The organism is Tenacibaculum sp. XPcli2-G, from assembly GCF_024124505.1.
Classification (GTDB): domain Bacteria; phylum Bacteroidota; class Bacteroidia; order Flavobacteriales; family Flavobacteriaceae; genus Polaribacter; species Polaribacter mesophilus.
Map to the genome: position 1 here is coordinate 979398 of NZ_JAMXSH010000001.1, position 22735 is coordinate 1002132.

Below are 22735 nucleotides of genomic sequence, written 5' to 3' on the forward strand. Positions count from 1 at the left end.
TTTTTAACAATTAAAAAGAAAAACCAATACTAAAAGCTACCCTGTCTTCTTGAGAAGTTCCTCTAAAGTATGAAATATTAGCTGTGAATAAGTCAATTCCGCTTAGCCAAAAAGAACCACCATAACTAGTATGCCATTTCTTTGAATTAGGTGAATACGGAGACCATACTCGACCGTAATCAAAACCACCAGTAATACCAACTTTTATAGGAATAACTCCTGTATGAATACGTCCAAAACGTAAACGTAAATCGTTACTATGATAAAAACTTTCGGTTCCAGAAAAACGTTCTCTGTTAAAACCACGTAAATTACGATCACCGCCTAAAGTAGCCGCTTGGTAAATTTCAAAACGATTCCCTACATTAATTTGAGTTCCAACTTTAGAAGCAAAAACTAATGAGCGGTTGAATACTAGGTTTTGATACATAGCCAAAGAACTTTTAATGTAACCAAAGCGTCTGTCGAAATCTTCTAAGTTGGCTTTAGCTCCAACAGCTAAATCGAAGTTCATACCTTTGGTAGGAAAACTACTATTGTCTACTCGGTTGTGATTAAAGTTTAATTCACCTCCCCAAAAATAATTAGTATCAAAAATAGCTGTAGGTTGATTGTCAAAATTATTAATAAATCTACCAGGTGTATCTTCAATCTCAATAGCCTTAAAAAGACCTGAAATTTTAAAGATACTTCCACCTCGTAAGCGCTTTAATAAAGAAGGAGAAAAACTAATTTCTTCTTTTTTAACACGATAATGATCCAAATTGAAACTTTGGTCGTAAATACTTTCATTTCCCCATCCAAAGAAATTAAAGGAATAGTTATCGCTAGTGGCTTTGGCACGTAAGTGTAAGCTCCAATTGCCAATTAACTCCGTAAATTCACCATTGTATTCTAAATCGTATCCACTAGTTGAAGAATAGTAGTTTGCAGCTAATGTGTGTTGGCTAGCGAAAGGTTGTTTTTTAAAGCCTTGTTGTGTATGTGTAACCGAAGCACCAAAAAAGAAACCGTCATCTGGATTGCTACCTAAGCTCGGATAAAAAACAGTAGTGTTGTTGTTAATGTCATGCGCATCATAGGTGTTTTTGAAGTAACTATTTGAACGTAAATCCGCAGTTTCAGAACTAGGGTTTATTGTATTTTTCTTTGATTTAAAATCGTAGATTTTAGTCTTCTTTCCCCAACCTGCAACAGATGATTTATCAGTGTATACATCGTGATTCTGTCCCCCTATAATTCGTAGTAAAATACCATCATGTACATCACCAGAAATTAAAAACTCATCATCTCCATTTAAACCATAAAGTTGTATTTCTTTGGTTTCTTTTGTTTTGAAAACACGGTTATAAATTTCATTATCTTTTCTTAAAACAACAACGCTAGTTTCTTCATCATTTAAACGTTTAATAATGAATTTATCGTCTTTATCTGTACCAACTACATGTACAACTTTGTTTAGTTTGGTATAATAACGTTTAGCAATTTTTTTTAATTTATCTCTTCGAGCTTTAATTTTAGCAATGGTTTCTTTTCCATCAATATCATAAATAACCTTTGGTAATTGTTGGATTGATTTTTCAATTACTTCATCAGTTAAATGTTGTTGAATGTACTCAGCTTGTTTATTCCATTCATCGAGTGTTAATTCATTTAAAAAAGCAGTATCAAAAAAGCGAGCATAATTGTTGTACCATTTCATGTTTTTGATATCGTTGTCAAAAGTTTGCATATTTCTTACTAAGGGTGCAAACTGTTGAAAAAGCGGAATCATAACTCCATCAAACTTAGAAAAAGGTTGGTCTCTATCTCTTGGAATTGGGCGATAATACTTTTTACCATCTTTGGTTTTAAAAGAAGCCCATCGCCATTGATCTTCATGTCTATCCCAGTCACCAATAACCATATCAAATAAGCGAGAGCGAATTACCCATTCTTGGTCGATAGAGTGCTTACCGTTTTTTCTAATTTTTTCTAACACATCAAATGTGCTAATAATATCGTCTGAATTTCCAAAGTTGTCTAATTCACTACGGTCATCAGCAGGTCGTTCTTCTAACAAGTATAACTGTCCGCCAAAGATGTCGTTATGCTTACCTAAAGCGGGTTGCTTAGGCATGTAGTATAATTTGGGGTTGGTATGGTAAATATTTACGGATTCTGCCATATCAGGAAGAACAAAAGCAGCATATGGGTGCGACATGGTAAAAATATCTTGAACTACATCAACTAAAAATGTTCCTTTTAGAATACCACCCATAATACGACTTCCATCTTTAACCATTGAGCGTAACACGTATTGTTTACCATCAGGGTTTTCTAATCGTAACGAATTGGTTTGGTTACCACCACCTCTTCTGATAGGAGTTAAGCCTCCATAGACATTCTCTAACTCCAAAACAGGAACTCTTACTGTTTTTCCGTACTTATCTCTGTTTAAATCTCCCCACATAAATTTATGAAAACCACTAACCTCTGTGGATTCTGGAGGATAAATTGAGGTTTCTACAAATTTCTTATGCTCTTCGTATTCAGGAAAGCTAGTATATTTTTTTGTTTGTTTTGGTTTTACAATTTCTTTACTGAATAAAAGTTTGTGACCATCTGTGGTATTGGCAGCATAGTATTCAATAACAGCTGAACCATCTTTGTAGTAATTTAATTTAGCATATCCATGATTACCATAGGTAAATTGAGCTCCATAACCAACCAAAGCAGCTGATTGCTTTGAACCCGAGCCACTAATTACTTGTTTAAACCCGTTTTGTTCTATGTATTGTAAGTTGTGATCGTGACCAGAAACAAATACAACATTGTCTGTGAAATCATTAGATACTGTTTGTATTTGAGTAACAAAGTCACTATAACTTTTATTAAAAATATCGGTTTGTATACCTACGTGTGAACGTAACGCATTTTTTAAAGTACCTAGAACAGGTAGTGGACTCATGTGATCTTTTACAGAAAAACTTCCTCCATGTGGACCATTACTATATAAAGGATGGTGTACAGCTACTACAACATTTTTATATCTATTCTTTTTAAATAAACTAGAAAGCTCTTGAATAAAGTGTTCACGAGTTTTAATGTCGCAGTTATCGTTCATTTTTGGCTCTTTGTCCCAGTTCATAATAAACCAACGACTATCAATAAGAATTAAAGTAAGGTCATCGTTAATTTTTACTTTGTCTAGTCCACAACCACCTTCAGGTAAAAAAGAGTTTTTACCTAAAGCTTTTTCAACCAATCGCTCCTGCTCTTTTAAGCCATCAACACCATTATACCAGTCGTGATTTCCAGGAATAAAAATTGTATTTCCTTTAAAGTCTTTCAGAGCGTCAATTTGTGTTTGTAAACGATGCTCTGCCAAGGCTCTATCTTTGTGTTCTTTACTTGGTATTCCGTAAGGGTAAATGTTATCTCCTAAAAATAACGTAGTTGATTTTTTAGGAGCTTTGGTTAATTCTTTTTGAAAATAAGTTAAGGTAGGAGTTGTTTGTCCCATTTCGGCATTACCAGCGTCTCCAATTAAATAAAAGGAGTGTAACAATTCTTTATTTATTTGAATTGTTTTTGGTGAAGTCTTATCTGCGTACTTAGCTTTATAGGATGCACAAGCACTAACTACAACAATTATAGTTAGATACATGCAAAACTTGGTAAAGTTCATGTCTTATTTTTTAGTTATGTAAAAATAAGGCTTTTTAGAGTAAAATTACTGTTTTAATAAATACTGATAATCTTCAGGAGTATCAATATCTAGTAAGTTTAAAGAGGAGTTTACTTTGAAAATATTATCGTCATGTTGTAATAGAAAATTTTTAGCTCCTTTATCACCTTTTAAGTTTAGTAACTTATTAAAATATTCTTTTGGAAATACGGCAGGAACTCCAACACTTCCTTGATAATTGGAAGTAATTATTTTAGAAGGATTTCTTTTTGAAACTTTAATTAAGGAGTTTAAATACTCTGAAGTAACATGAGGCTGATCGGCTAGCATTATTAGAGCATTATCAAAGTTATGTTCTTGTAAAAACTCAATACCCTTTATAATGCTAGTACTTAAACCATCTTGGTGTTTTGGATTATATATTGTTATAATAGCATTTGTTGTAAGTTTCTTTTCAATGGCGTCTTTATTAGCCCCCAATACGCAAAACACATTTTTTATTACTGATTTTTGAGCTTGTTCAATAGTCCATTCCAGTAACGTAGTGTTTTTATAAGGAAGCAGTTGCTTTATTTTTCCCATTCGAGAAGCACTTCCAGCAGCTAATATGAGAATTGCTGTTTTTTGCATCTATTTATTCATGGATTCGTCCAGTAATCTTTTTTAGAGAAAAAACTTCTTTGTTACGAATTACGGATAGTATTTCTGCTAAGATTGATAAAGCAATTTCTTCTGGGGTTTCTGCTCCAATATTTAATCCAGCGGGAGTATGAATTTTATCTAAAAATTCATCAGTAATATCGGGTGAAAATTCAAACAGTTCGTTAAATAGTTTTTCTCGTCGTTTAGCAGCACCTAAAATACCTATATAAATAGGATTTTGTTCTTGTAATTTAATAAGCCAACGTAAATCGTAAGTGAAATTATGATTCATAATAACAATAGCAGTATTGTTATTTACTTGAGAAAGTTGAATTAATTCTGGAGTTTGTGCAACTACCGATTTAGCTCCGGGAAAATCGATTAATTCTTTTGGATCTTTTATAGAGGTAATTACATCGACTTCCCAGCCTAACTGAGTGGTTAGTGTACATAGTTTTACAGCATCGTGCTCTCCGCCAATAATAAGCAAACGAAATAGTGGTTGTAAAGTTTGTTTAAAATTAGCTAACTGACCTGTTTTTTCAGTATTAAACTCTTTGCTGAAAGTAAATATTTGTTGATTGTTAAACTGAATTATGGAACCGAAATCTCCGTGTGCTTCATCTTCTTTTTGAAAAAAAGATATAATATCATATGGTATTCTTTCTTTACTATTTTTAGAAAAAGCATCAATAAATTCAGTTGAAAGATAAAAGGGTTCTAAAAGAACATACAATATTCCCTCACAACCTAAACGGTAACGACCATCATAGGTCACTATTTTTGGTTTGTTGTTTTCAAAAACAGATTGTGCTCTACGTTGTATTTCTTTTTCAACACAACCACCGCTAATAGCACCGATTATTTTTCCATTAGAAGATAGTAACATTCTAACTCCTGGTTTTCTGTAAGAAGAGCCATCTAAATCTACAACCGTTGCTAAAATATTTTGTATGCCTTGTTGTTGATTTATAGAGGCTTGTTGTATTATTTCTTTAAATTCGTGTGTCATTTCGTGTAAAAATACTCTTTTAAAAGTACGCTTTTTTATCACTTTATTAAAAATTAATACTGGTTAATAATTTATTATTTTAGCAAAAACCTTTTTCATGAACAGTTTGATACAAGAAACAGAGCAATTTGTAATTGATTTATTAAATGAAAATTTAGATAAAAACTTTGTATATCACAATATTGCCCATACTCAACGAGTGGTTGAGAAGTCACTCGAATTAATTGAAGGAGAAAATTTCTCAGAAGAGCAGCAACAAATTTTAACATTAGCAGCATGGTTTCATGATGTTGGATATACAGTTAATCCTGAAAATCATGAAGAGGAAGGTATAAAAATAGCAACAGAGTTTTTAAAGAGTAAAAAAGTATTAGGAAGTGTTATAGATGAAGTATCTAAATTAATAGCTTCAACTAAAATGGGAGCAAAACCTAAAAGACAATTAGAGAAGGTTTTAAGAGATGCGGATTGTTCTCATGTTGGAAGTAAAAATTATACAGACTTTAATGAATTATTACGAAAGGAAAGAGAACTAGTATGTAAGAGAAAAATTAAAACTGTTGAATGGGATGACGCTAATCTTGAGTTTTTAACAAAACATCGTTTTTATACAAGCAAAGCTTCTAAGCTTTGGGAAAAACAAAAAAGTAAAAATATAGCTCAACTTTTAAAGAGAAAACAAAAAGAGTTGCAAGAAGCCGCTAAACTTAAACAGAAAAAAGAAGAGTTAGCATATAAAAAAAATAAGATTGAATTACCAGAGAGGGGTATTGAAACTATGTTTCGTGTAGCACTCCGTAATCATATTACGTTAAGTGATATTGCAGATACAAAGGCAAATATTTTACTATCCGTAAATGCAATCATTATTTCGATGACATTGTCAACGTTAATCCCTAAATTAGATAATCCATCTAATTACTACCTAATAATACCTACGTTAATTTTTTCAATTTTTACGGTAATATCTATTGTGTTATCGGTTTTAGCAACAAGACCCAATGTTACTGAAGGGAAATTCACAAAAGAAGATGTAGCTAATAAAAAAGTAAATCTTTTGTTTTTTGGGAATTTTCATCAAATGCAATTGCCTGATTTTGATTGGGCAATGAGCGAAATGATGAAGGATCGTGATTATTTATATGGATCACTTACTAAAGACTTATACTTCTTAGGATTAGTGTTAAATAGAAAGTATAAGTTGTTGCGTATTACATACACAGTTTTTATGATTGGTATTTTGGTAAGTGTTGTTGCTTTTGTATTTGCTTTTTATCAACAAGAACAAGCAACAAAGTTAGGAGAAACTGTTTCTGTAATGTGTGCTATTTAAACTCCTGAATAAGTTCGTCAATAGTCATTGTTTTTTGAGTATCAAAGTCTTTGTTGTAAATAACCTCTACACGTAAGGCTTTTAATCCAGAAACACCTTGCAAATCTTCAATATCTAATTTTTCTATATTACCTAATAGTTTCTTAGATTGTAAGTACTTGATATATTTGTAATACTCATCTGCATCTTTGTCTTGAGAGTACACAATTGCTATCTTACCAGGGACTGTTAATCGTTCTTCAGTTCCTTTAATGTGAGCCTTATCAATACGTTTCTTAATAATTTCGTAACGAATATTATAAGCACCATCAACGTCAAACTGTTTTTCATCCATTCTAAATTTTATAGCTAAAGGATTGCTGTGAATTAAAATTAAAGAAGCTACTCTAAGTTTATGTTCCATTTTTTCAGCAGCTTTTAAAGCTATATTTTCCATTTCACACATCACTTGTAGTTGCCATAACCTAAGGTTGTATAAATATAAGTCGTCATATTTTTTTTCTTTTGTTAAAGATTGTCCTATGTACATATTATACTCAACACCATCTGTTTTATAGCGTTCAAAATAATGAGGAAACATCTTTTGCGCTTCTTCTTGCCTAATATCTATAAAAGAAGCTAGTTTATCGTTTAATAAAGTAACACTATCTTCATAAGATTTTCTTTTCTCATATACAACCTGCAAATCAGGATCTAAACGATTGATATAAGATTTTACTAATATGCTTAAATCATTGTTTACTTCCTTTATGTGGTTAAAAACAGGATAAATTTCACGTTTTAAAAAATCTAAAATAGCAATTTCATCACCAGCTTTTAAACCTTCTTTTACATCTGATAAATATTCTTGAACTCTAAATTGTAACTCTTTGTAAATAGGGAGGCTCTCAACTTTACAGGCTTCTAATAATACTGAAATAGCTAGAGAAAGTTGGGTTATTAAGTCTTCTTTAATAGCAGCGTTTCTAGCTACCGATGAACCTTTAATATCAGACTGTCCATATAAAGGGTGTACGTCAGGAAAAATAATATCCTCAATTTTAACTTTTTCCTTTGCTTCATATGATTCTCTATGAAACCTTTCAGCGGCTTCATAAAAACGCCATTTTACAGTAGGATGAATAGATGTATAATTTTCTTGAATTGTAGCCTCTAAGATATTTTTATGTTCTTCAGAGAAACGATCAACCGCAATTTTAAACAGTGGAATTAAGTCTTGTAATTTATTTTGATTAATAGAGTTTAGTTCAAAAGGTCTAGGAGAAGCAAACTCAATAATAGCTATACTGTTTTTTGTTGATGCTTGTATAGGAACCAAAATTATACTGCCAATATTTTTGTCTTTTAAACGTTGATAAAGGTTTTTATTTTCAGCTTGATTTCCATACTTTTCTACATCAGAAATAGCAAGAGTTTCATTGTTTATGAAAAGTTTTTCTAAAGTGTAATTACAAAAAATGCAATCACAAGAAACATCTTTATCGTAATTTAATACTAAACTTTCTTCTTTATTTATGTGTGAAGAGGAAAAGTTATTAGAATCTGTTTCAAAAATAGAAAACCCTAAAGAGAGGTCTGGAATTCCAAAAAACCTTTGAAAGATGCCTTCTAAGGTATGAACTAAATTATCGTCTTTTTTTATAAGGCTAGTTCTTATTTCTGAAATAATTTCATCTGTTGTAACGTCAAACAAGTTCATAATCCCAAAACCTTTAAAAATATAAGATTTAGGAGGGAATTTTTCTTTCCAAATATTTATATCTTCAAAATTATCAAGTAATATTTTTATATCCTCTTCAGTGATTTTAGGAGTGCCTTCTGCGGGAAAAATTTCCATAAAATCAGCATTAAAAGCTGCGCGATATTTTTTTATAGTATTAATTGTTTTATCAGGGATATCAAAGAAAAAAGGTCGTTTTAAATCGATAGGATAATCGTAAACACTAGCTAAAATTAAACTACATGCATAAATGTACATTAAATCACTTTCAAAGTTTCGAACTTTTAATTCATAATCATTTCCAGCATTTTGTAAAATTTTTTCAAATCGAGTTGTAAACTTGAAAGAAGTAAATGTAAATGGAATGCTTACTGCTTTAATTTCATTTTCTAATAATAATTCAGGAAACAAAGGTTCAAGCAATAAATCAATAGCTTCTTTATGTTTTTCTAATATTGATTCATCAGAAAACCCATTAATCAATTCAGGAGCTTTTTTTGCCTCTCGAACTATGTTTATTGATGATTGATGATAAGGATGTTTTTCATACTCTTTAGAAGCATATTTTTGAAATAAAGCGACTACCTTTTCAAAACTTATTTTTAGTTTAAAAGGAAGTTCTAGATTTTGAATGTCTTTTGTTCGTCTTATGTTCATAGAGTAATAAAAAAATAATCAATACAAATTTACAAAATTGTAAGTAATCAGTCGTTTTTATTACTACTCCCTTTCAAAAACAATAACTTTAAAAGCTTTAAAATAATTTTTCATACAATTATGTTTTAGAGTAGAAGTAATGTTTTTACAAATAGGATTATAAATTCAAATAAAATTTATTTTTAATAAATCTAAATAAGTAATGATTGTTATATTTGCTGAGTTAATTTAACAGAAGTTTTTCCCATTAAAAGAATAAAAACATATAGGCTTACAAAAGAGAAAAGTTTTGAAAAACTTTATAGAACTCATTGGAAGAGCTTATATCTCCTATGTTATTCTAAAACCAATAGTAAAGAGGCCGCAGAAGAGATTGTTCAAGATGTATTTATTTCTTTATGGAAAAGGGTTGATAAAATAGAATTTACTAGTCAAACTCAAAATTACTTATTAAAATCTGCTCGCAATAAAATTGTAGACTACTATCGCTCTAAAAATTCTTATAAGAATAAAAAAAAATTGGAGGAAATAACATCAGATTGTGTTTTAAAAGAAACAAAGTCAATAGAGCATAATCTGGCAGTTACCAATTTTTTAGAGAATGATTTACAATTAGTTGTTAATCGATTACCAAATAGATGCCAAGAAGTATATCGATTAAGTAGAGAGCAACAACTTTCTACAGCAGAAATAGCTATTCAGTTGGAGATATCACCAAAAACGGTAAAGAATCACCTTACTAAAGCTTTGGCTTTTATTCATGAAAACTTAAAAATTATTTAAAATTTGATTATCGTTTAGGACTCTGTCAAACTATATCCGTTCCTATATATAAACCAAAGTAGTTTATATGGAAATAACACCTGAACTTTTAACACGATATGCAGAAGGAAAGTGTACAGAAACTGAAAGAAAAAGAATAGAGGAATGGGTGAATACCACCGAAAACGAGATCAAATTTCCTGAAACCAATATTGAGACATCATCACATATTGAAGAGAAACTTTGGAATGCCATTGCAAAAGATACAATAAAGTCAACAAAAAGAAACTTCTTTTTTAGATGGAGTGTAGCAGCAACATTTACTGTTTTTTTATTAGTGTCAGCCTTTTTTGTTGTTAACAAACCAATAATATATACAACACAGGCAGGTGAAGTAAGAACAATAGTACTTAAAGACAGTACGAGAATTACCTTAAATGCATTATCGTCTCTTGAAGTATCAAGAGAGTATGGAAAAACACATAGAAATGTAATATTGAAAGGAGAAGGTTACTTCAAAGTAGAAAAGAACGCTCAACTTCCATTTGTAATTAAAACAGAAAAAACAGTAACAAAAGTTTTAGGAACTAAATTTAATTTATCTGCTTATACAGGAGAGAATAACGTTATATTTTTAGATGAAGGAAAAGTGTTTTTTTTCTCAAAAAAAGAAGGAAAAGAAAAAGGAGTGACGCTAAACCCAAAAGAGAAAGCAATACTTGTTAAAGAAAGGTTGGTAAAGAAGGTTTTTAAAGAAAATAACCATACGGCATGGATGCAACAAAAATTAATTTTTAAAGATGAAACCTTAAGTAGTGTAATAAAAGTGTTAGAACGATTTTATAATTGTAGCATAGAAATAAAAAAAGAAGAGTTAAAAAGGAGAAAATATAACGGAATTCATACAAAAGAATCAATAGAGACAGTAATGAAAGATATTGGTTTTGTGTTGAATTTTAATTTCAAAAAGACAGGGGATAGAATAATAATTTTTTAAAAAAAAATAAATACAAATGACATAGAAAACAAAATAAAAAAACCAGTATTCTGTCGGCAAAACTTCATACTGGTTAAAAGTAATTCAACCAAAAACACGATTAAATCACAAACTATAAATATATGAATAAAATAAATTATACAGCTATTCATAGAACTGTAAAAAGTATACTAATAATAGTTTTTTGCATTACAGTTCAAAGTTCATTTGCACAAGAATCTATATTAGATAAAAAAATTTCAATAAACTTCATAAATAATACGATACCAACTGCTTTAAGAAAAATAGAAGAAAAAGCAAGTTGTAAATTCGCTTTTGAGTCCATCGATGAAAAGAAGAAAAACATTATTACCAAAGAGTATAAAAAAGTAACATTACGAGAAATACTTAATGAAGTATTAGTTAAATATCATATTTATTATAAGGTAAGAGGAAACACTATTTTAATACAAAATCAAGCAGAAAAAGGTGTAATAACAGGAACTGTTTTAGATGATAAAGGACTTCCTTTACCTTATGCATCAATAGTATTAAAAGGAACTAGTTTTGGGGCATCTTCTGATAAAGATGGGAGGTATAGTTTTTATGCACCAGAAGGAAATTACATTGCTATAGCGTCTTCAGTAGGATTTGGTAATGAACAAAAAACAGTAACAATTTTAGCAAATCAAAAGAATATATTAGATTTTTCTTTAACTGAAACTGCTGAAAGTTTAAATGAAATTGTGATAACAGGAACAAGAAATCAAGGGTATATTGTTCCGTTAACTAATGCATTAAAAACACCAATAAAAACACTAAAAGCTCCAGCTTCAATAGCTGTTTTAAGTGACAATTTTTTAGAGGATATTGGAGCTAGAAATTTAAGCACAATTATAACATTTGTGCCAGGTGTTAGTAATGCCGATAATGGTGGAGGACAAGTAGAAAATGTGATAATTAGAGGTTTTCCACAATCAGAATCTTATATAAATGGTATTCGACAACAAAGAGCTCCAGAAGGAGTTAGAGCTATAGAAACGATAGAAAGAGTTCAAATATTAAAAGGACCCTCTGGTGTTGAGGCGTCATTAACTTCTTCAGGAGGTTTTATGAATATTATCACAAAAAAACCAAAAGACACTTTTGCTGCTGAAGTAATTTTAGGAGGAGGAGATCATAATTTTATGCGTGTAGTTGGAGATGTTACAGGTCCTTTAGTTGAAGGAAAATTAAATGGTCGTTTAATTGCAGGTTATCAAAAAAGGCAATTTTGGAGAAATGGACAGGATGATAGGCCGTATGTAACTATTGCCCCATCGTTTGATTGGAAAATAACAGATAAAACAAACCTTATTGTAGAATATGAATATAATTGGGCTAATGATCCTTTAGATAGAGGAACTATTTATATTGAAGGAGCTGGGTTGAAAAATAATTTTTTACCTAGAAATTTTACTTTTCATGGAGAAAAGGACGATTATAAAATAGGCTCTAATAGGTTTGATATAACGTTAAATCATAAATTCAACGATAAAATTTCAGCAACGGTACAATATCATAATTTTTCTCAAAAATCAGAAGAACATTCATTTAGAAATGCTGATGCAGAAGGTGGTTGGGGGCCTCTTTTTAAAGAAGATGGAGTCACTTTTTCAGGAAATTCAGTAGTACCAATATTTTTTGCTGAAGTTGGAGCTGACATTGGTACAGAAACGGTACAGGTAAATTTTAACGGAGACTTTACAAATGAAGAAGGTGTTGGACATGCTTTTAATTTTGGAGGAAGCACTGCAATTAGTGATGCTACTTATACTGATGCTGATAGAGACTTTGTGTATAGAAGTTTTGAAAATACTTTAGATGTTTTTAATCCAGATAATAATCAAGAGCCTAATGTTGTAGGAGAAAGTATACGCCCAAATTTTAGAGTTGGAGATAAAATTAATGCAGTTTTTGGGCAATGGCTGGGTAAATGGACACCTAAGTTTAGAACAGTTGTAGGTATGAGATATGATGATGTAAAAAAGATAACAGAACAAAACTTAAATGGTATTAGCCCAGAAGTATTAGCAAAATTAGAAGCACAATCTGCACCTAATCCAATTAACTTAATTAACCGTAATTATAATGATGATTTATTTTCATTTAGGTTAGGATCATCATATGACGTAACATCAACATTAACAGGTTTTGTAGGTTATTCATCATCAGCACAACCACAAAATGGAGTAACTCGTAAAGGAAATGGAATTAAACCTATTAGAGCAAACTCTTTTGAAGGAGGTTTAAAATGGCAACTGTTTAACGGAAAAGCTTTAGCAACAGCATCTGCTTACTTTTTAGAAAGAAAAAACATAGCTATTTCAGACCCAAGCAATACGCCTGAAGAACGTTTTATGTTACCGTTAGGAAGCGCAGAAATAAAAGGAATAGAGTTTGAATTAACAGGAAAGTTAACTAGAGATTTATCTTTTATGGGAGGTATGAGTTTCCAAAACTCTGAAATAACAGAAAGTGATCAAGATATTATAGGAAACAAGTTTGCAAACATTCCAGAGTTTCAATTTAGTGGGTTTTCTAATTATAATGGAAAAAGTATAGGTTTATCAGGGTTAGATATTGGTTTGGGTGTAGTACATCAAGGAAAACGTGAAGCTAACAGTGGAAATCAATATCAACTACCAGGGTATACTCGTATGGATTTTGCTTTAGGTTACACATTTAAAAACAATTTACAAATACGTTATAATGTGTTTAATGTTTTTGATACAACTTATTATACCTCGGCACAAGACAATATTTTAAGAGGATCCGATCAAATTGGAGTAGGAGATAGGCGTCTTTTTCAAATTACATTAACTAAAAAATGGCTTTAAAAATTAAGCAAAAAACTTTTTTTACTATTCATTCTTGGATAGGTATTACTTCCGGACTTTTACTATTTGTTATATGTTGGTCTGGCAGTATTGCCGTTTTTTCTCATGAAATAGATTGGTTACTAAATTCTAAACTTCAAAGTGATTACATAAAAAACGATAAAAAAGAAGTTAATTGGCAAAAAGCATATAATTCTTTTCATATAAAATATCCAAAATCTGAATTAGGAGAATTAGCTGAAGCTGAAAGAAGTGGTTATACATTGCATGGGTGGGGAAGGAAGCAAAGTGGTGAACTTTTTCGTTTTTATATGAACCCTTCATCTTATAATATACAAGAAGAAACAACATATTTTAATGTACAACGCTTTTTTAGAAGTTTCCATATGTCTCTTTTTGATCCAGATGTATCACGTATTTTTGGAGTAAATTTTGGGTACTTCATAGTGGGATGTTTAGGGTTTGTTTTAGTTCTTTCAACTCTCACAGGTTTTTTATTTTATAAAAAATGGAGATCAGGTTTTTTTAAGTTAAATATTAAAAAAGGAGCTAGAAGGCTTTGGTCAGATACTCATAAGTTAATCGGATTATGGTCATTATGGTTTGGTTTATTAATAGGACTTACTGGAACTTGGTATTTGTTGGAATGGTGGCTTCCAGAGCCGCCACATATTGATACTTCACAAATTACACAAAAAAATAAGGAAAAGTATTTAAGTATTAATGAACTGGTAGAAAAAGCAGAAAAAGAGTTTCCTGAATTGGAAATTCAGCGTTTGTTTTTTTACAATTACAATAAAGGACTTTTATCATTTGAAGGTGATAATGGAGCATTACTTGTAAGAAAAAGAACAGCACATATTACTCTGAATACTTTAACAGGAGATGTAATTAAGATTCAAAAACCTGAGGAGTTAACCATGTATCATAGATGGTGGGAAACTGTAGATGTTTTACATTTTGGCAATTTTGCAGGATTGTGGTCTAAATGGTTGTATTTTATTTTCGGACTTTCATTGTCTGTGCTGTGTTTAACAGGAGCGTATTTACAAGCAAAGCGGCAAAAGCTGAAGTCAGGGGTGAAAAAATATAGAATATCAATAATTATAGCATACAGTATTACTGTGATAATTTTAGGGTTGTCTTTTTGGGGAGGAGTTGAAGAAATAACTCGCTATGGAGTTAACGGTAGTTTACCTAAAACACCCGCTCCCATAGTTTGTTTTATTGTTTTATGGGGAGTAACAACAATAGGTATACTTATTTTTTGGATGAAAAAAGTAAAATAATTTTTAAACAAAGCAATAAAAAACACGCTGTATTTTCTTATACAGCGTGTTTTTTTATGAGGTGCATTTTGTAAAATTATAATGATAAATTACATTTTTTACCTAAAATATCATTTATACTGGGGTTATACGCATTGTTATAAATAAAGTTGTTTTCATCAAAATCTTTATGCTTAATTTCGGTTAGTAGCTTTTTTAATCCACAAAAATTAACAAGTTTTTTATTATTTGAAATGTCTATAACACCTCTTTCAAAAGTATAGTTTGAAAGAGCATCTAAGGTTGTAATTTTAGGATTGTTTTGAATAAAAAGTTCCTTATTTGTGGGGCTGTTATCGTAAACTATATTTTGTACTCCATTAAGAGAAGTTAAATTAGAATTATCTTTTACTTCTATTAAATAACTAACAGACGTTAAAGATGATAAGTTAGAAATACTTGCTAAAGAAGCATTGTTAATAATTTTAATAGCGCCAACACTCTTTAAACTAGAAAGACCATTTAACTTAGTAAGTTTAGTATTGTTTTCAATAGTAAAGTAAAGTTCACAAGATGTTAAGTTCTGTAAACCTTCCATAGTTTTTAAAGAAGTATTATTTTTAATTACAACAGCGTTGACTTCTGTTATTTGTTCTAAACCGTTTAAGTTTTCTAAAGAATCATTTCCAATAATATTAACTTTATGAAGCTTACTAAGATTCTGTAAAGCAGTTAGATTATTTATAGAAGGATTCAAACTGATTGATAACTCTTGTCGAATAGTTTTTAGTTTATGAAATCCGCTTAAGTTTTGTAACGACTTATTGTTTAAAATGCGAAGAGAACCTAAAGCTGTAATTTTTGATAAAGCTTCAACATTGGTAAGCTCATTGTTGTTAATAATAACGAGTCTAGCTTCATTAGAAGTTAATGTTACACCTTCAAAACCACTTAAGTTTTTAAGAGAGGTATTTATAATAAACAAGTCTCCATGTATTTGACTAAGGTCATTAAAATTAGAAAGATTTTTTACAGAGGAAGTTTTACCGTTTATAATTAGATTTCCTTTGATAGCATTGTACCCTTTAGAGGTAAAGTTATCAATATCTTCTTGACTTTTTAACTCTATATTACCTTCAAATTGTTTTTTATCAGTAAAAAATTTGTATTCAGTAGAAGTAATAGTTTTGTTATTTATGTCCTTGGCGATTACTTTACCTTGGTATTCAGTTAAGCCTTTAAGCTCTTCAAATTCGAAAGTGTTACCGTCAATATATTCAGCTATTAGTTCATCGCCTAAGTAAAGGTCGTAATAGGTGGTTTTGTTTTGTGAATTATCAGTATTAGTCCATTCTATTTTGCTGTTTAACGGATTAGTTGAACTAATTTTTACAGTTAGTAGAGTAGAAGCAGGTAGTTGGTTTTCTTCTGATTTAGAGCAAGATGTAAAGAGTAGGATTATAACTATTAATATATATAAATTGTATTTGGGCATTGTATAGCTAATTTTTAATTTTATTTAAGTAAATATTGGGATAAATTAACAAAAAAAGGAAACGATATAAATGGCGTGAAAAGTTAAATTATATGTTAAATATAATGCTTAGGTATGGGAGTAAAAAATAAAAAATCCCTGACCAGTTTTTGATAAGGGATTTATAGTTCTTTTGAATGGAGATTTAAAAACGGAAATCGTAGTTTTGTATTTTACCTTTTTTACCTAAACTATTAAATTTCCAACTAAACCCAAGCATAAAATATTGTTGCAATACGGTGCTTTCGGAATCTTCTATGTAGTTTGAGGTTGCTCTACGTTGAGCGTTGGTGTTTTGATTTAATAAATCATATGCTTTTAAGCTAATAGTACCTTGATCTTTTAAAATAGAATAAGCTAATGTAGCATTCCAAAACCAAGCAGCTTTATTAAATCCAATTACGTTAGGGTTGTATGTGTAACGAATGTCATTTAACCATTCTAACTTTTTTGGGATGTTTGTTTTTGTTCTTATATTAACAGAATGTCTAGTGAAGTCTTGATTTTGATCAGTGTTAACGTCGTATTTAGTATTTGAAAAAGAAATACGATACTGTGTTTCTATAGAAGCCAGTTTGTCCCACTCTAATGTGATTCCAAAATTAGGGGTTAACGAAGTTGTTTTAGCTCCTTCTTTTATGTTATTTAAGATATTAAAGTTTTTATTGGAGCCAATGTTTCCACCAGCTCTAAATTTAATACTAGAAATGGAGTCTAGTTTTATTTTTTTTGTATAGCTACCACCACCCCATAAATCATAACCCCCATCATTGTTTTCATAAGAGGTTTTTCTGACTAAATTATCGTCAATAGAGGTGTTTGTTATTACTTGATTTTCATAAAGAGTACCACTTATATAAAACCAAAAACCAGTACGAGCTTGCCAGTTAAACTTGTTAAAATTAATATATGCTCTGTGATTTTGAGCTGGTTTTAAATTTGGATTACCGGTAACAATATTGGAAGGGTTGGTCACATCAGAAAAAGGTTGAACTTGATTAATGCTGGGAGCATTATTGTTTAAACGATAATCAAAGTAAATAGAGGCTTTGGAGTCAAATCTATACCTGAAACTAGCATCTAAATCTAAATTATTGTATTCTTTTTTTAAGCTTAATTCAGGGCGTAATTTATCATTGTTTTCTAAGGTTCTGTTAACAAAACCAGTACCAAAATTTAAACGCCACTTTTTAGATCTATACACTAAATCTACTGAAGGGGTTTTAGTAATATCATTATATGTAAAGTCAGAACTCAATTCAGTATTAAAGTCACTGTACTGTTGCGTTGTTGAGTTAAAATCAAAAGTGTTTTCTTGGTTTTTTCGTTCATCACGTTGATAACTATACTTAGTATCTAAAAATAATTTCTTAGCAATTAGAGGAAAACGATAGGTTAGACGTGAGGAAAGTCCTGTTAAGTTATTTTCAATAATGCTTTTTTGGTCTCTATTTTCTGTGCTAGCATTATTTCCAAAAGTTTCAATTATAGACTTGTTAAATTCTTCGGTATCTGTTTTATCAATACTGTTAGTTATAGAGGCTTTAATAAAGGAACCTTTAGCTCCAATTTTTTTGGTAATATCTAATCTGTTTTGAAAATTGTTTGCTGTTGCTTTAGAATAGGCTGAACTCACGTAGCTATTCGTAAGTGTATTATTTTCATTTAAAGATTCTTCTTGTCTACGGCTATTACTTTCACGTTTGTTAAAAATGAACGTAGGTCTAACATTAATTAAAAGAGTAGAATCTATTTCAATGTCAAACTCTGTATCAAAACTATGATTGTGATTTTCATCATCAGAAGTAGTAGTAGAGTTGGAAAAATACTTCCTATCAGGAAGTGTGTACTCTCTATTACTTTTCGATTCGTTGTTTGAATTACTTCCTGAGTAAAAATAGTTTGCGTTTACATCTAAACCTTTACCAAATTCATCAGCATAGGTTGCACCAGCAGTTTTTGATTTTATAATACCGCTACCGCCTCCAAAACTTCTTCCATTAACATTAAAACTACCATTTCCACCTATCCAAATATTACCACCTCCTCCAAACATTTTTTGAATTTCTCCAAAGCTAAAACCTAGAGAATTGATATTGTTTGTGCTGGCTAATATGCTAAATCGTTGATTGTTATCAAAACGGTTTACCATGGCAGCTCCTTCAAAGCGTTTGTCGGTTCCAGCGCCACCAGATACTCTACCAAACCAACCTTTATTATTTTCTTTTTTTATGGTAAGGTTTATAGTTTTGTTATTTGCATCTCCTTTTTCACCAGTAAAAGCTTCTGATTTAGATTTGGTATCTGTTATTTGAACTTTTTCAATAATATCTTTTGTTAAATTTTTAGTGGTAATACTAGGATCATTTCCAAAGAAAGGTTTACCATTAACCAAAATTTTATTGACTTCTTTCCCGTTTACAGTAATTTTTCCATTTTCATCTACTTCAACACCAGGAAGTTTCTTTAAAAGATCTTCAACATTGGCATCTTTTTTAGTTTTAAAAGATTTAACATTAAATTCTAAAGTGTCTTTTTTCACAGTAATTGGAGCTCGTGATTGTATAACTACTTCACTAAGAACATTACTTTCTTCTTTTAAAAAAATTGTATCTAAATTGAGATTAGAGGTTTTGTCTAGCTCTATAAATTTAGAGTAACTATCCATACCAACGTAAGAAATAAAGAGTTTTACACCCTTACTAAAAGATTTTCCTTCTAAAGAGAATTTTCCTTTTTCATTAGAAATGGTGTAAGTAATAATTGAGCTGTCTTTAGCTCTCTCAAGATGAATTGTTGCTGCCTCAATAGCAGTTTTATCTTTTTCAGAGTTAATAGTACCAGTAATTTTAAACGGATAAGATTGAGCAAAAATTGAACTGGTAAGTAATAAGGTAAAAATAAAAAGTAGTTTTTTCATTGTTTATAGCAAAATGATTTTCAAAGAGCTACAAATAAAAAGAAAAAACTACTTTCTAAGAGTTAAATATTGTTAAACTTATTTCTGTCTGAAATAAATACTAATAGGTACTCCATTAAAGTTATAATGTTCGCGTAACTGATTTTCAATATAACGCTTGTAAGGATCTCTAATATATTGAGGTAGATTAGCAAAGAAAGCAAACTGAGGAGTGTGTGTTGGCAACTGCATACAGTACTTTATTTTTATGAATTTACCTTTAGTTGCTGGAGGAGGATTATGCTCCATAATCTCTAACATCGTTTCGTTTAACTTACTTGTTTGAATGCGACGTTTTCTATTTTCAAAAACTTCAACAGCAGTTTCAATAGCTTTAAAAATACGTTGTTTGGTTAATGCAGAAATAAAGATAATAGGAACATCTGTAAAAGGAGCAATTGCCTGACGAACTTTAGCTTCAAAATCACGCATAGTATTGGTTTCTTTTTCAACTAAATCCCATTTATTTACTAAAATGACAATACCTTTTCTGTTTTTCTCAGCTAACCAAAAAATCTTTTCATCTTGTCCTTCAAATCCACGAGTTGCATCAATAACCAATACCGCAACATCACAATGCTCAACAGCACGTACAGCACGCATTACTGAATAGAACTCTAAGTCTTCTTTTACTTTCGATTTTTTTCTAATTCCAGCGGTATCGACTAAGTTGAATTCAAATCCAAAACGATTGTATTTTGTATCAATAGAATCTCGTGTGGTTCCTGCAATATTGGTTACAATATTTCTGTCTTCTCCAATTAAAGCATTAATAAACGATGATTTTCCTGCGTTTGGACGTCCAACTACAGCAAAACGAGGTAATTCGTCTTGTTTTTCTTCATCTTCTTCAGGTTCAGGAATTTCTTCTGCAATAGCGTCCAATAACTCTCCTGTTCCGCTTCCGTTAATGGAAGAAATAGTGTAATAGTCTCCTAATCCAAGGTTGTAAAACTCAACAGCATCAGCATCACGCATTGCATTGTCAACTTTGTTTACAGCCATAAATAATGGTTTTTCAACCTGACGTAAAATTTTGGCAACCTCAGCATCCATAGGGGTAATACCTTGTTCAACATCAACTACAAAAACAATAATATCAGCTTCATCAATAGCTAACTGAACTTGTTTACGTATTTCTCCTTCAAAAATATCATCAGATCCAACAATATAACCACCAGTATCGATTACAGAAAATTCTTTTCCGTTCCATTCAGATTTTCCGTAGTGACGATCCCTTGTAACTCCACTAACAGAATCAACAATAGCTTCACGACGTTTTACTAATCGGTTAAATAAAGTGGATTTACCTACATTTGGTCTTCCTACAATCGCAATAATACTCATTTTGCAAAAAATTTATGCAAAGATACAATTTAGTATATGATTTGTAATGTTTTTTAGATAGTATATAGTTTTTGCTATATTGTTGGCACCTAATATTTTATTTAATGGATGATAAATTATACAACCAGATTTTTTTAAAACCTCGTTTTCAATTAGAGTATGAAATAAATTCTCAGGTTTTGTTAGAAGAAATAAAGAAGCATTTAAACGATGTTTCTAAGTACAAAATGAAGGTTGTAGATAATCATGTGGTTATTGATGTACCTGAGAAGGAATCGCATTTATGGTCACCGCAATTGCATATTGAAATAGAAGAGGTTTCAGAAACTTCATCAAATATAAAAGGTTTGTTTGGTCCCAAACCTCAAGTGTGGACTTTTTTCATGTTTTTACACTTTTTGGTGGGAACAGCTTTTGTGATTTTTGCCATTATAGCTTACAGCAATTGGTCATTAAAAAAAATAACGATGCTGCCTATAGTAATGCTGGTTGTTTTGCCTATTGTATGGGTTGCTTTATACTTGTTAGGAAGCCTAGGGAAATCAACAGGAAAAAAACAAATGGATGAATTGAAAGAGTATACGAAACAGTTATTACGAACAATAAAAAGAGGCTAGTCTTTGTATCCAAATCGTTTTAATTGACGTTCGTTAGAGCGCCAGTTTTTATTGATTTTTACATGTAAATCTAAAAAAACCTTTTTATCAAAAAATTGCTGAAGGTCTTTGCGGGCTTCTGTTCCAACACGTTTGATTGCACTTCCTTTGTGTCCGATGATAATTCCTTTTTGTGTTTCGCGTTCTACCATAATAACAGAACGGATTTTTATAATATTATCTTCTTCAATAAAGCTTTCAGTTTCAACTTCTACAGAATAAGGGATTTCCTTTTTATAATGTTGAAGAATTTTTTCACGAATTTTTTCATTCACAAAAAAGCGTTCAGGTTTATCGGTTAACTGATCTTTTGGGTAAAAAGGAGGAGAGTCTGGTAAAAGCTCAATAATTTTATAAAAAACGGTATCTACATTAAAGTTTTCAAGAGCAGAAATTACATACACAAAAGAATTTGGAACCTTCTTTTTCCAGTATTCAATCTTAGCTTCAACCTCTTCTTGAGTCGATTTATCAACTTTGTTTAACAGTAAAATTACTGGAATTTTGCTATTAATTATTTTGTTGAAAAAAGCTTCGTTTTTAAGAGCTGTTTCACCGACTTCTACCATGTAAATAAGAACATCGGCATCTTCAAAGGCAGATTTTACAAAATCCATCATAGATTCTTGCAACTCATAAGCTGGTTTTATGATTCCTGGAGTATCCGAAAAAACAATTTGATAATCGTCTCCATTAACAATCCCCAAAATACGATGTCTAGTAGTTTGCGCTTTTGAAGTGATGATAGATAGTTTTTCACCAACTAGTGCGTTCATCAAGGTAGATTTCCCAACATTTGGGTTTCCAATAATATTTACAAATCCTGCTTTATGTGTCATGATGCAAAGATAGGTTGTTTTGTGTAAGAAGTATTTATTTTTTTAGATGCTTGTTATTTAGAGAAATATATTTATATGGAAAATAAATGCTTTTTTATTTGGTGATAACAAGAAAAAGGATGTATATTTGCAACCGCAAATCGCGGGATAGAGCAGTAGGTAGCTCGTCGGGCTCATAACCCGAAGGTCACAGGTTCGAGTCCTGTTCCCGCTACTAAGCAAAGGTTTTCAATTTAATTGAAAACCTTTTTTTGTATATTATTTATTCCATAATGCAAAAAATTTAAGTAAAAAGTAATTATTAATCAAAGCAAGAATAAATATATCTATTAAAATAAAAGACTGCGAGTGGTTCTTTAAAATAACGAAAAAGAAGTCCCCACGTAGGCTATTACAAATTTAAATCTTACGAAGATAATTCAGAACTATTACAGATACTCCTTCTATTTTCGATAAAAATTACAAGATAAAATATAAATGG

General features: G+C 30.6%; 14 protein-coding genes and 1 tRNA gene. 7 read left to right on the forward strand and 8 right to left on the reverse strand.

Annotated elements, in window-relative coordinates; all coding sequences use genetic code 11:
• Nucleotides 1-10: 10 nt before the first annotated feature.
• The 3 genes from NH341_RS04495 to NH341_RS04505 are packed head-to-tail and all read right to left on the reverse strand — an operon-like array spanning nucleotide 11 to nucleotide 5324.
• Entirely contained in the window at nucleotides 11-3670 is a 3660-nt protein-coding gene (locus NH341_RS04495) for a ShlB/FhaC/HecB family hemolysin secretion/activation protein (protein ID WP_253055766.1), read from the reverse strand.
• A 45-nt stretch (nucleotides 3671-3715) separates the two neighbouring features.
• Complete coding sequence (locus NH341_RS04500; RefSeq protein WP_159493273.1) at nucleotides 3716-4300, reverse strand: NTP transferase domain-containing protein; 585 nt, start codon at nucleotides 4298-4300, stop codon at nucleotides 3716-3718.
• A 4-nt stretch (nucleotides 4301-4304) separates the two neighbouring features.
• On the reverse strand, nucleotides 4305-5324 hold the full coding sequence (locus NH341_RS04505; RefSeq protein WP_253055768.1) for an XdhC family protein: 1020 nt from the start codon (nucleotides 5322-5324) through the stop codon (nucleotides 4305-4307).
• Nucleotides 5325-5421: 97 nt separating this feature from the next.
• Here NH341_RS04505 and NH341_RS04510 point away from each other — a divergent pair, with 97 nt between their 5' ends.
• Nucleotides 5422-6657, forward strand: coding sequence for a Pycsar system effector family protein (locus NH341_RS04510; RefSeq protein WP_047790725.1), 1236 nt, complete (start codon nucleotides 5422-5424; stop codon nucleotides 6655-6657).
• On the opposite strand, the gene NH341_RS04515 is transcribed toward NH341_RS04510, so the two are convergent.
• Nucleotides 6650-9034 carry a GAF domain-containing protein gene (locus NH341_RS04515; RefSeq protein ID WP_253055770.1) on the reverse strand — a complete coding sequence of 795 codons (2385 nt, stop codon included), beginning with the start codon at nucleotides 9032-9034 and terminating at the stop codon, nucleotides 6650-6652. The two genes, NH341_RS04510 and NH341_RS04515, sit on opposite strands and share 8 nt — an antisense overlap.
• 255 nt (nucleotides 9035-9289) lie before the next feature.
• On the opposite strand from NH341_RS04515, the gene NH341_RS04520 reads away from it, so the two are divergent.
• The 4 genes from NH341_RS04520 (at nucleotide 9290) to NH341_RS04535 (ending at nucleotide 14940) form a co-directional block, all read left to right on the forward strand.
• A complete protein-coding gene (locus tag NH341_RS04520) occupies nucleotides 9290-9817 on the forward strand; it encodes an RNA polymerase sigma-70 factor (RefSeq protein WP_253055802.1) in 528 nt (175 codons plus the stop codon).
• 67 nt (nucleotides 9818-9884) lie between these two features.
• Entirely contained in the window at nucleotides 9885-10793 is a 909-nt protein-coding gene (locus NH341_RS04525) for a FecR family protein (RefSeq protein ID WP_253055772.1), read from the forward strand.
• Nucleotides 10794-10915: 122 nt separating this feature from the next.
• Nucleotides 10916-13651, forward strand: coding sequence for a TonB-dependent receptor (locus NH341_RS04530; RefSeq protein ID WP_253055774.1), 2736 nt, complete (start codon nucleotides 10916-10918; stop codon nucleotides 13649-13651).
• Nucleotides 13642-14940, forward strand: coding sequence for a PepSY domain-containing protein (locus NH341_RS04535; protein ID WP_253055776.1), 1299 nt, complete (start codon nucleotides 13642-13644; stop codon nucleotides 14938-14940). Before NH341_RS04530 ends, NH341_RS04535 begins: the two co-directional genes overlap by 10 nt.
• Before the next feature lie 76 nt (nucleotides 14941-15016).
• Here the strand turns inward: NH341_RS04535 and NH341_RS04540 are convergent, their stop codons facing one another.
• From NH341_RS04540 to der, 3 genes are all read right to left on the reverse strand, one after another.
• On the reverse strand, nucleotides 15017-16414 hold the full coding sequence (locus tag NH341_RS04540; RefSeq protein ID WP_253055778.1) for a hypothetical protein: 1398 nt from the start codon (nucleotides 16412-16414) through the stop codon (nucleotides 15017-15019).
• A gap of 184 nt (nucleotides 16415-16598) precedes the next feature.
• On the reverse strand, nucleotides 16599-19373 hold the full coding sequence (locus tag NH341_RS04545; RefSeq protein WP_253055780.1) for an outer membrane beta-barrel protein: 2775 nt from the start codon (nucleotides 19371-19373) through the stop codon (nucleotides 16599-16601).
• 78 nt (nucleotides 19374-19451) lie between these two features.
• The gene (gene der / locus NH341_RS04550) at nucleotides 19452-20759 is read right to left on the reverse strand and encodes a ribosome biogenesis GTPase Der (protein ID WP_159616508.1); all 1308 of its coding nucleotides are present in this window, start codon (nucleotides 20757-20759) and stop codon (nucleotides 19452-19454) included.
• A 104-nt stretch (nucleotides 20760-20863) separates the two neighbouring features.
• Between der and NH341_RS04555 the strand changes: the two genes are divergently transcribed.
• The gene (locus NH341_RS04555; RefSeq protein WP_159616506.1) at nucleotides 20864-21376 is read left to right on the forward strand and encodes an ABC transporter ATP-binding protein; all 513 of its coding nucleotides are present in this window, start codon (nucleotides 20864-20866) and stop codon (nucleotides 21374-21376) included.
• Here the strand turns inward: NH341_RS04555 and era are convergent.
• Nucleotides 21373-22254 carry a GTPase Era gene (gene era, locus NH341_RS04560; protein WP_167713068.1) on the reverse strand — a complete coding sequence of 294 codons (882 nt, stop codon included), beginning with the start codon at nucleotides 22252-22254 and terminating at the stop codon, nucleotides 21373-21375. The genes NH341_RS04555 and era overlap by 4 nt on opposite strands.
• 141 nt (nucleotides 22255-22395) lie before the next feature.
• Between era and NH341_RS04565 the strand changes: the two genes are divergently transcribed.
• Nucleotides 22396-22468, forward strand: a tRNA-Met gene (locus NH341_RS04565).
• Nucleotides 22469-22735 lie beyond the last annotated feature (267 nt).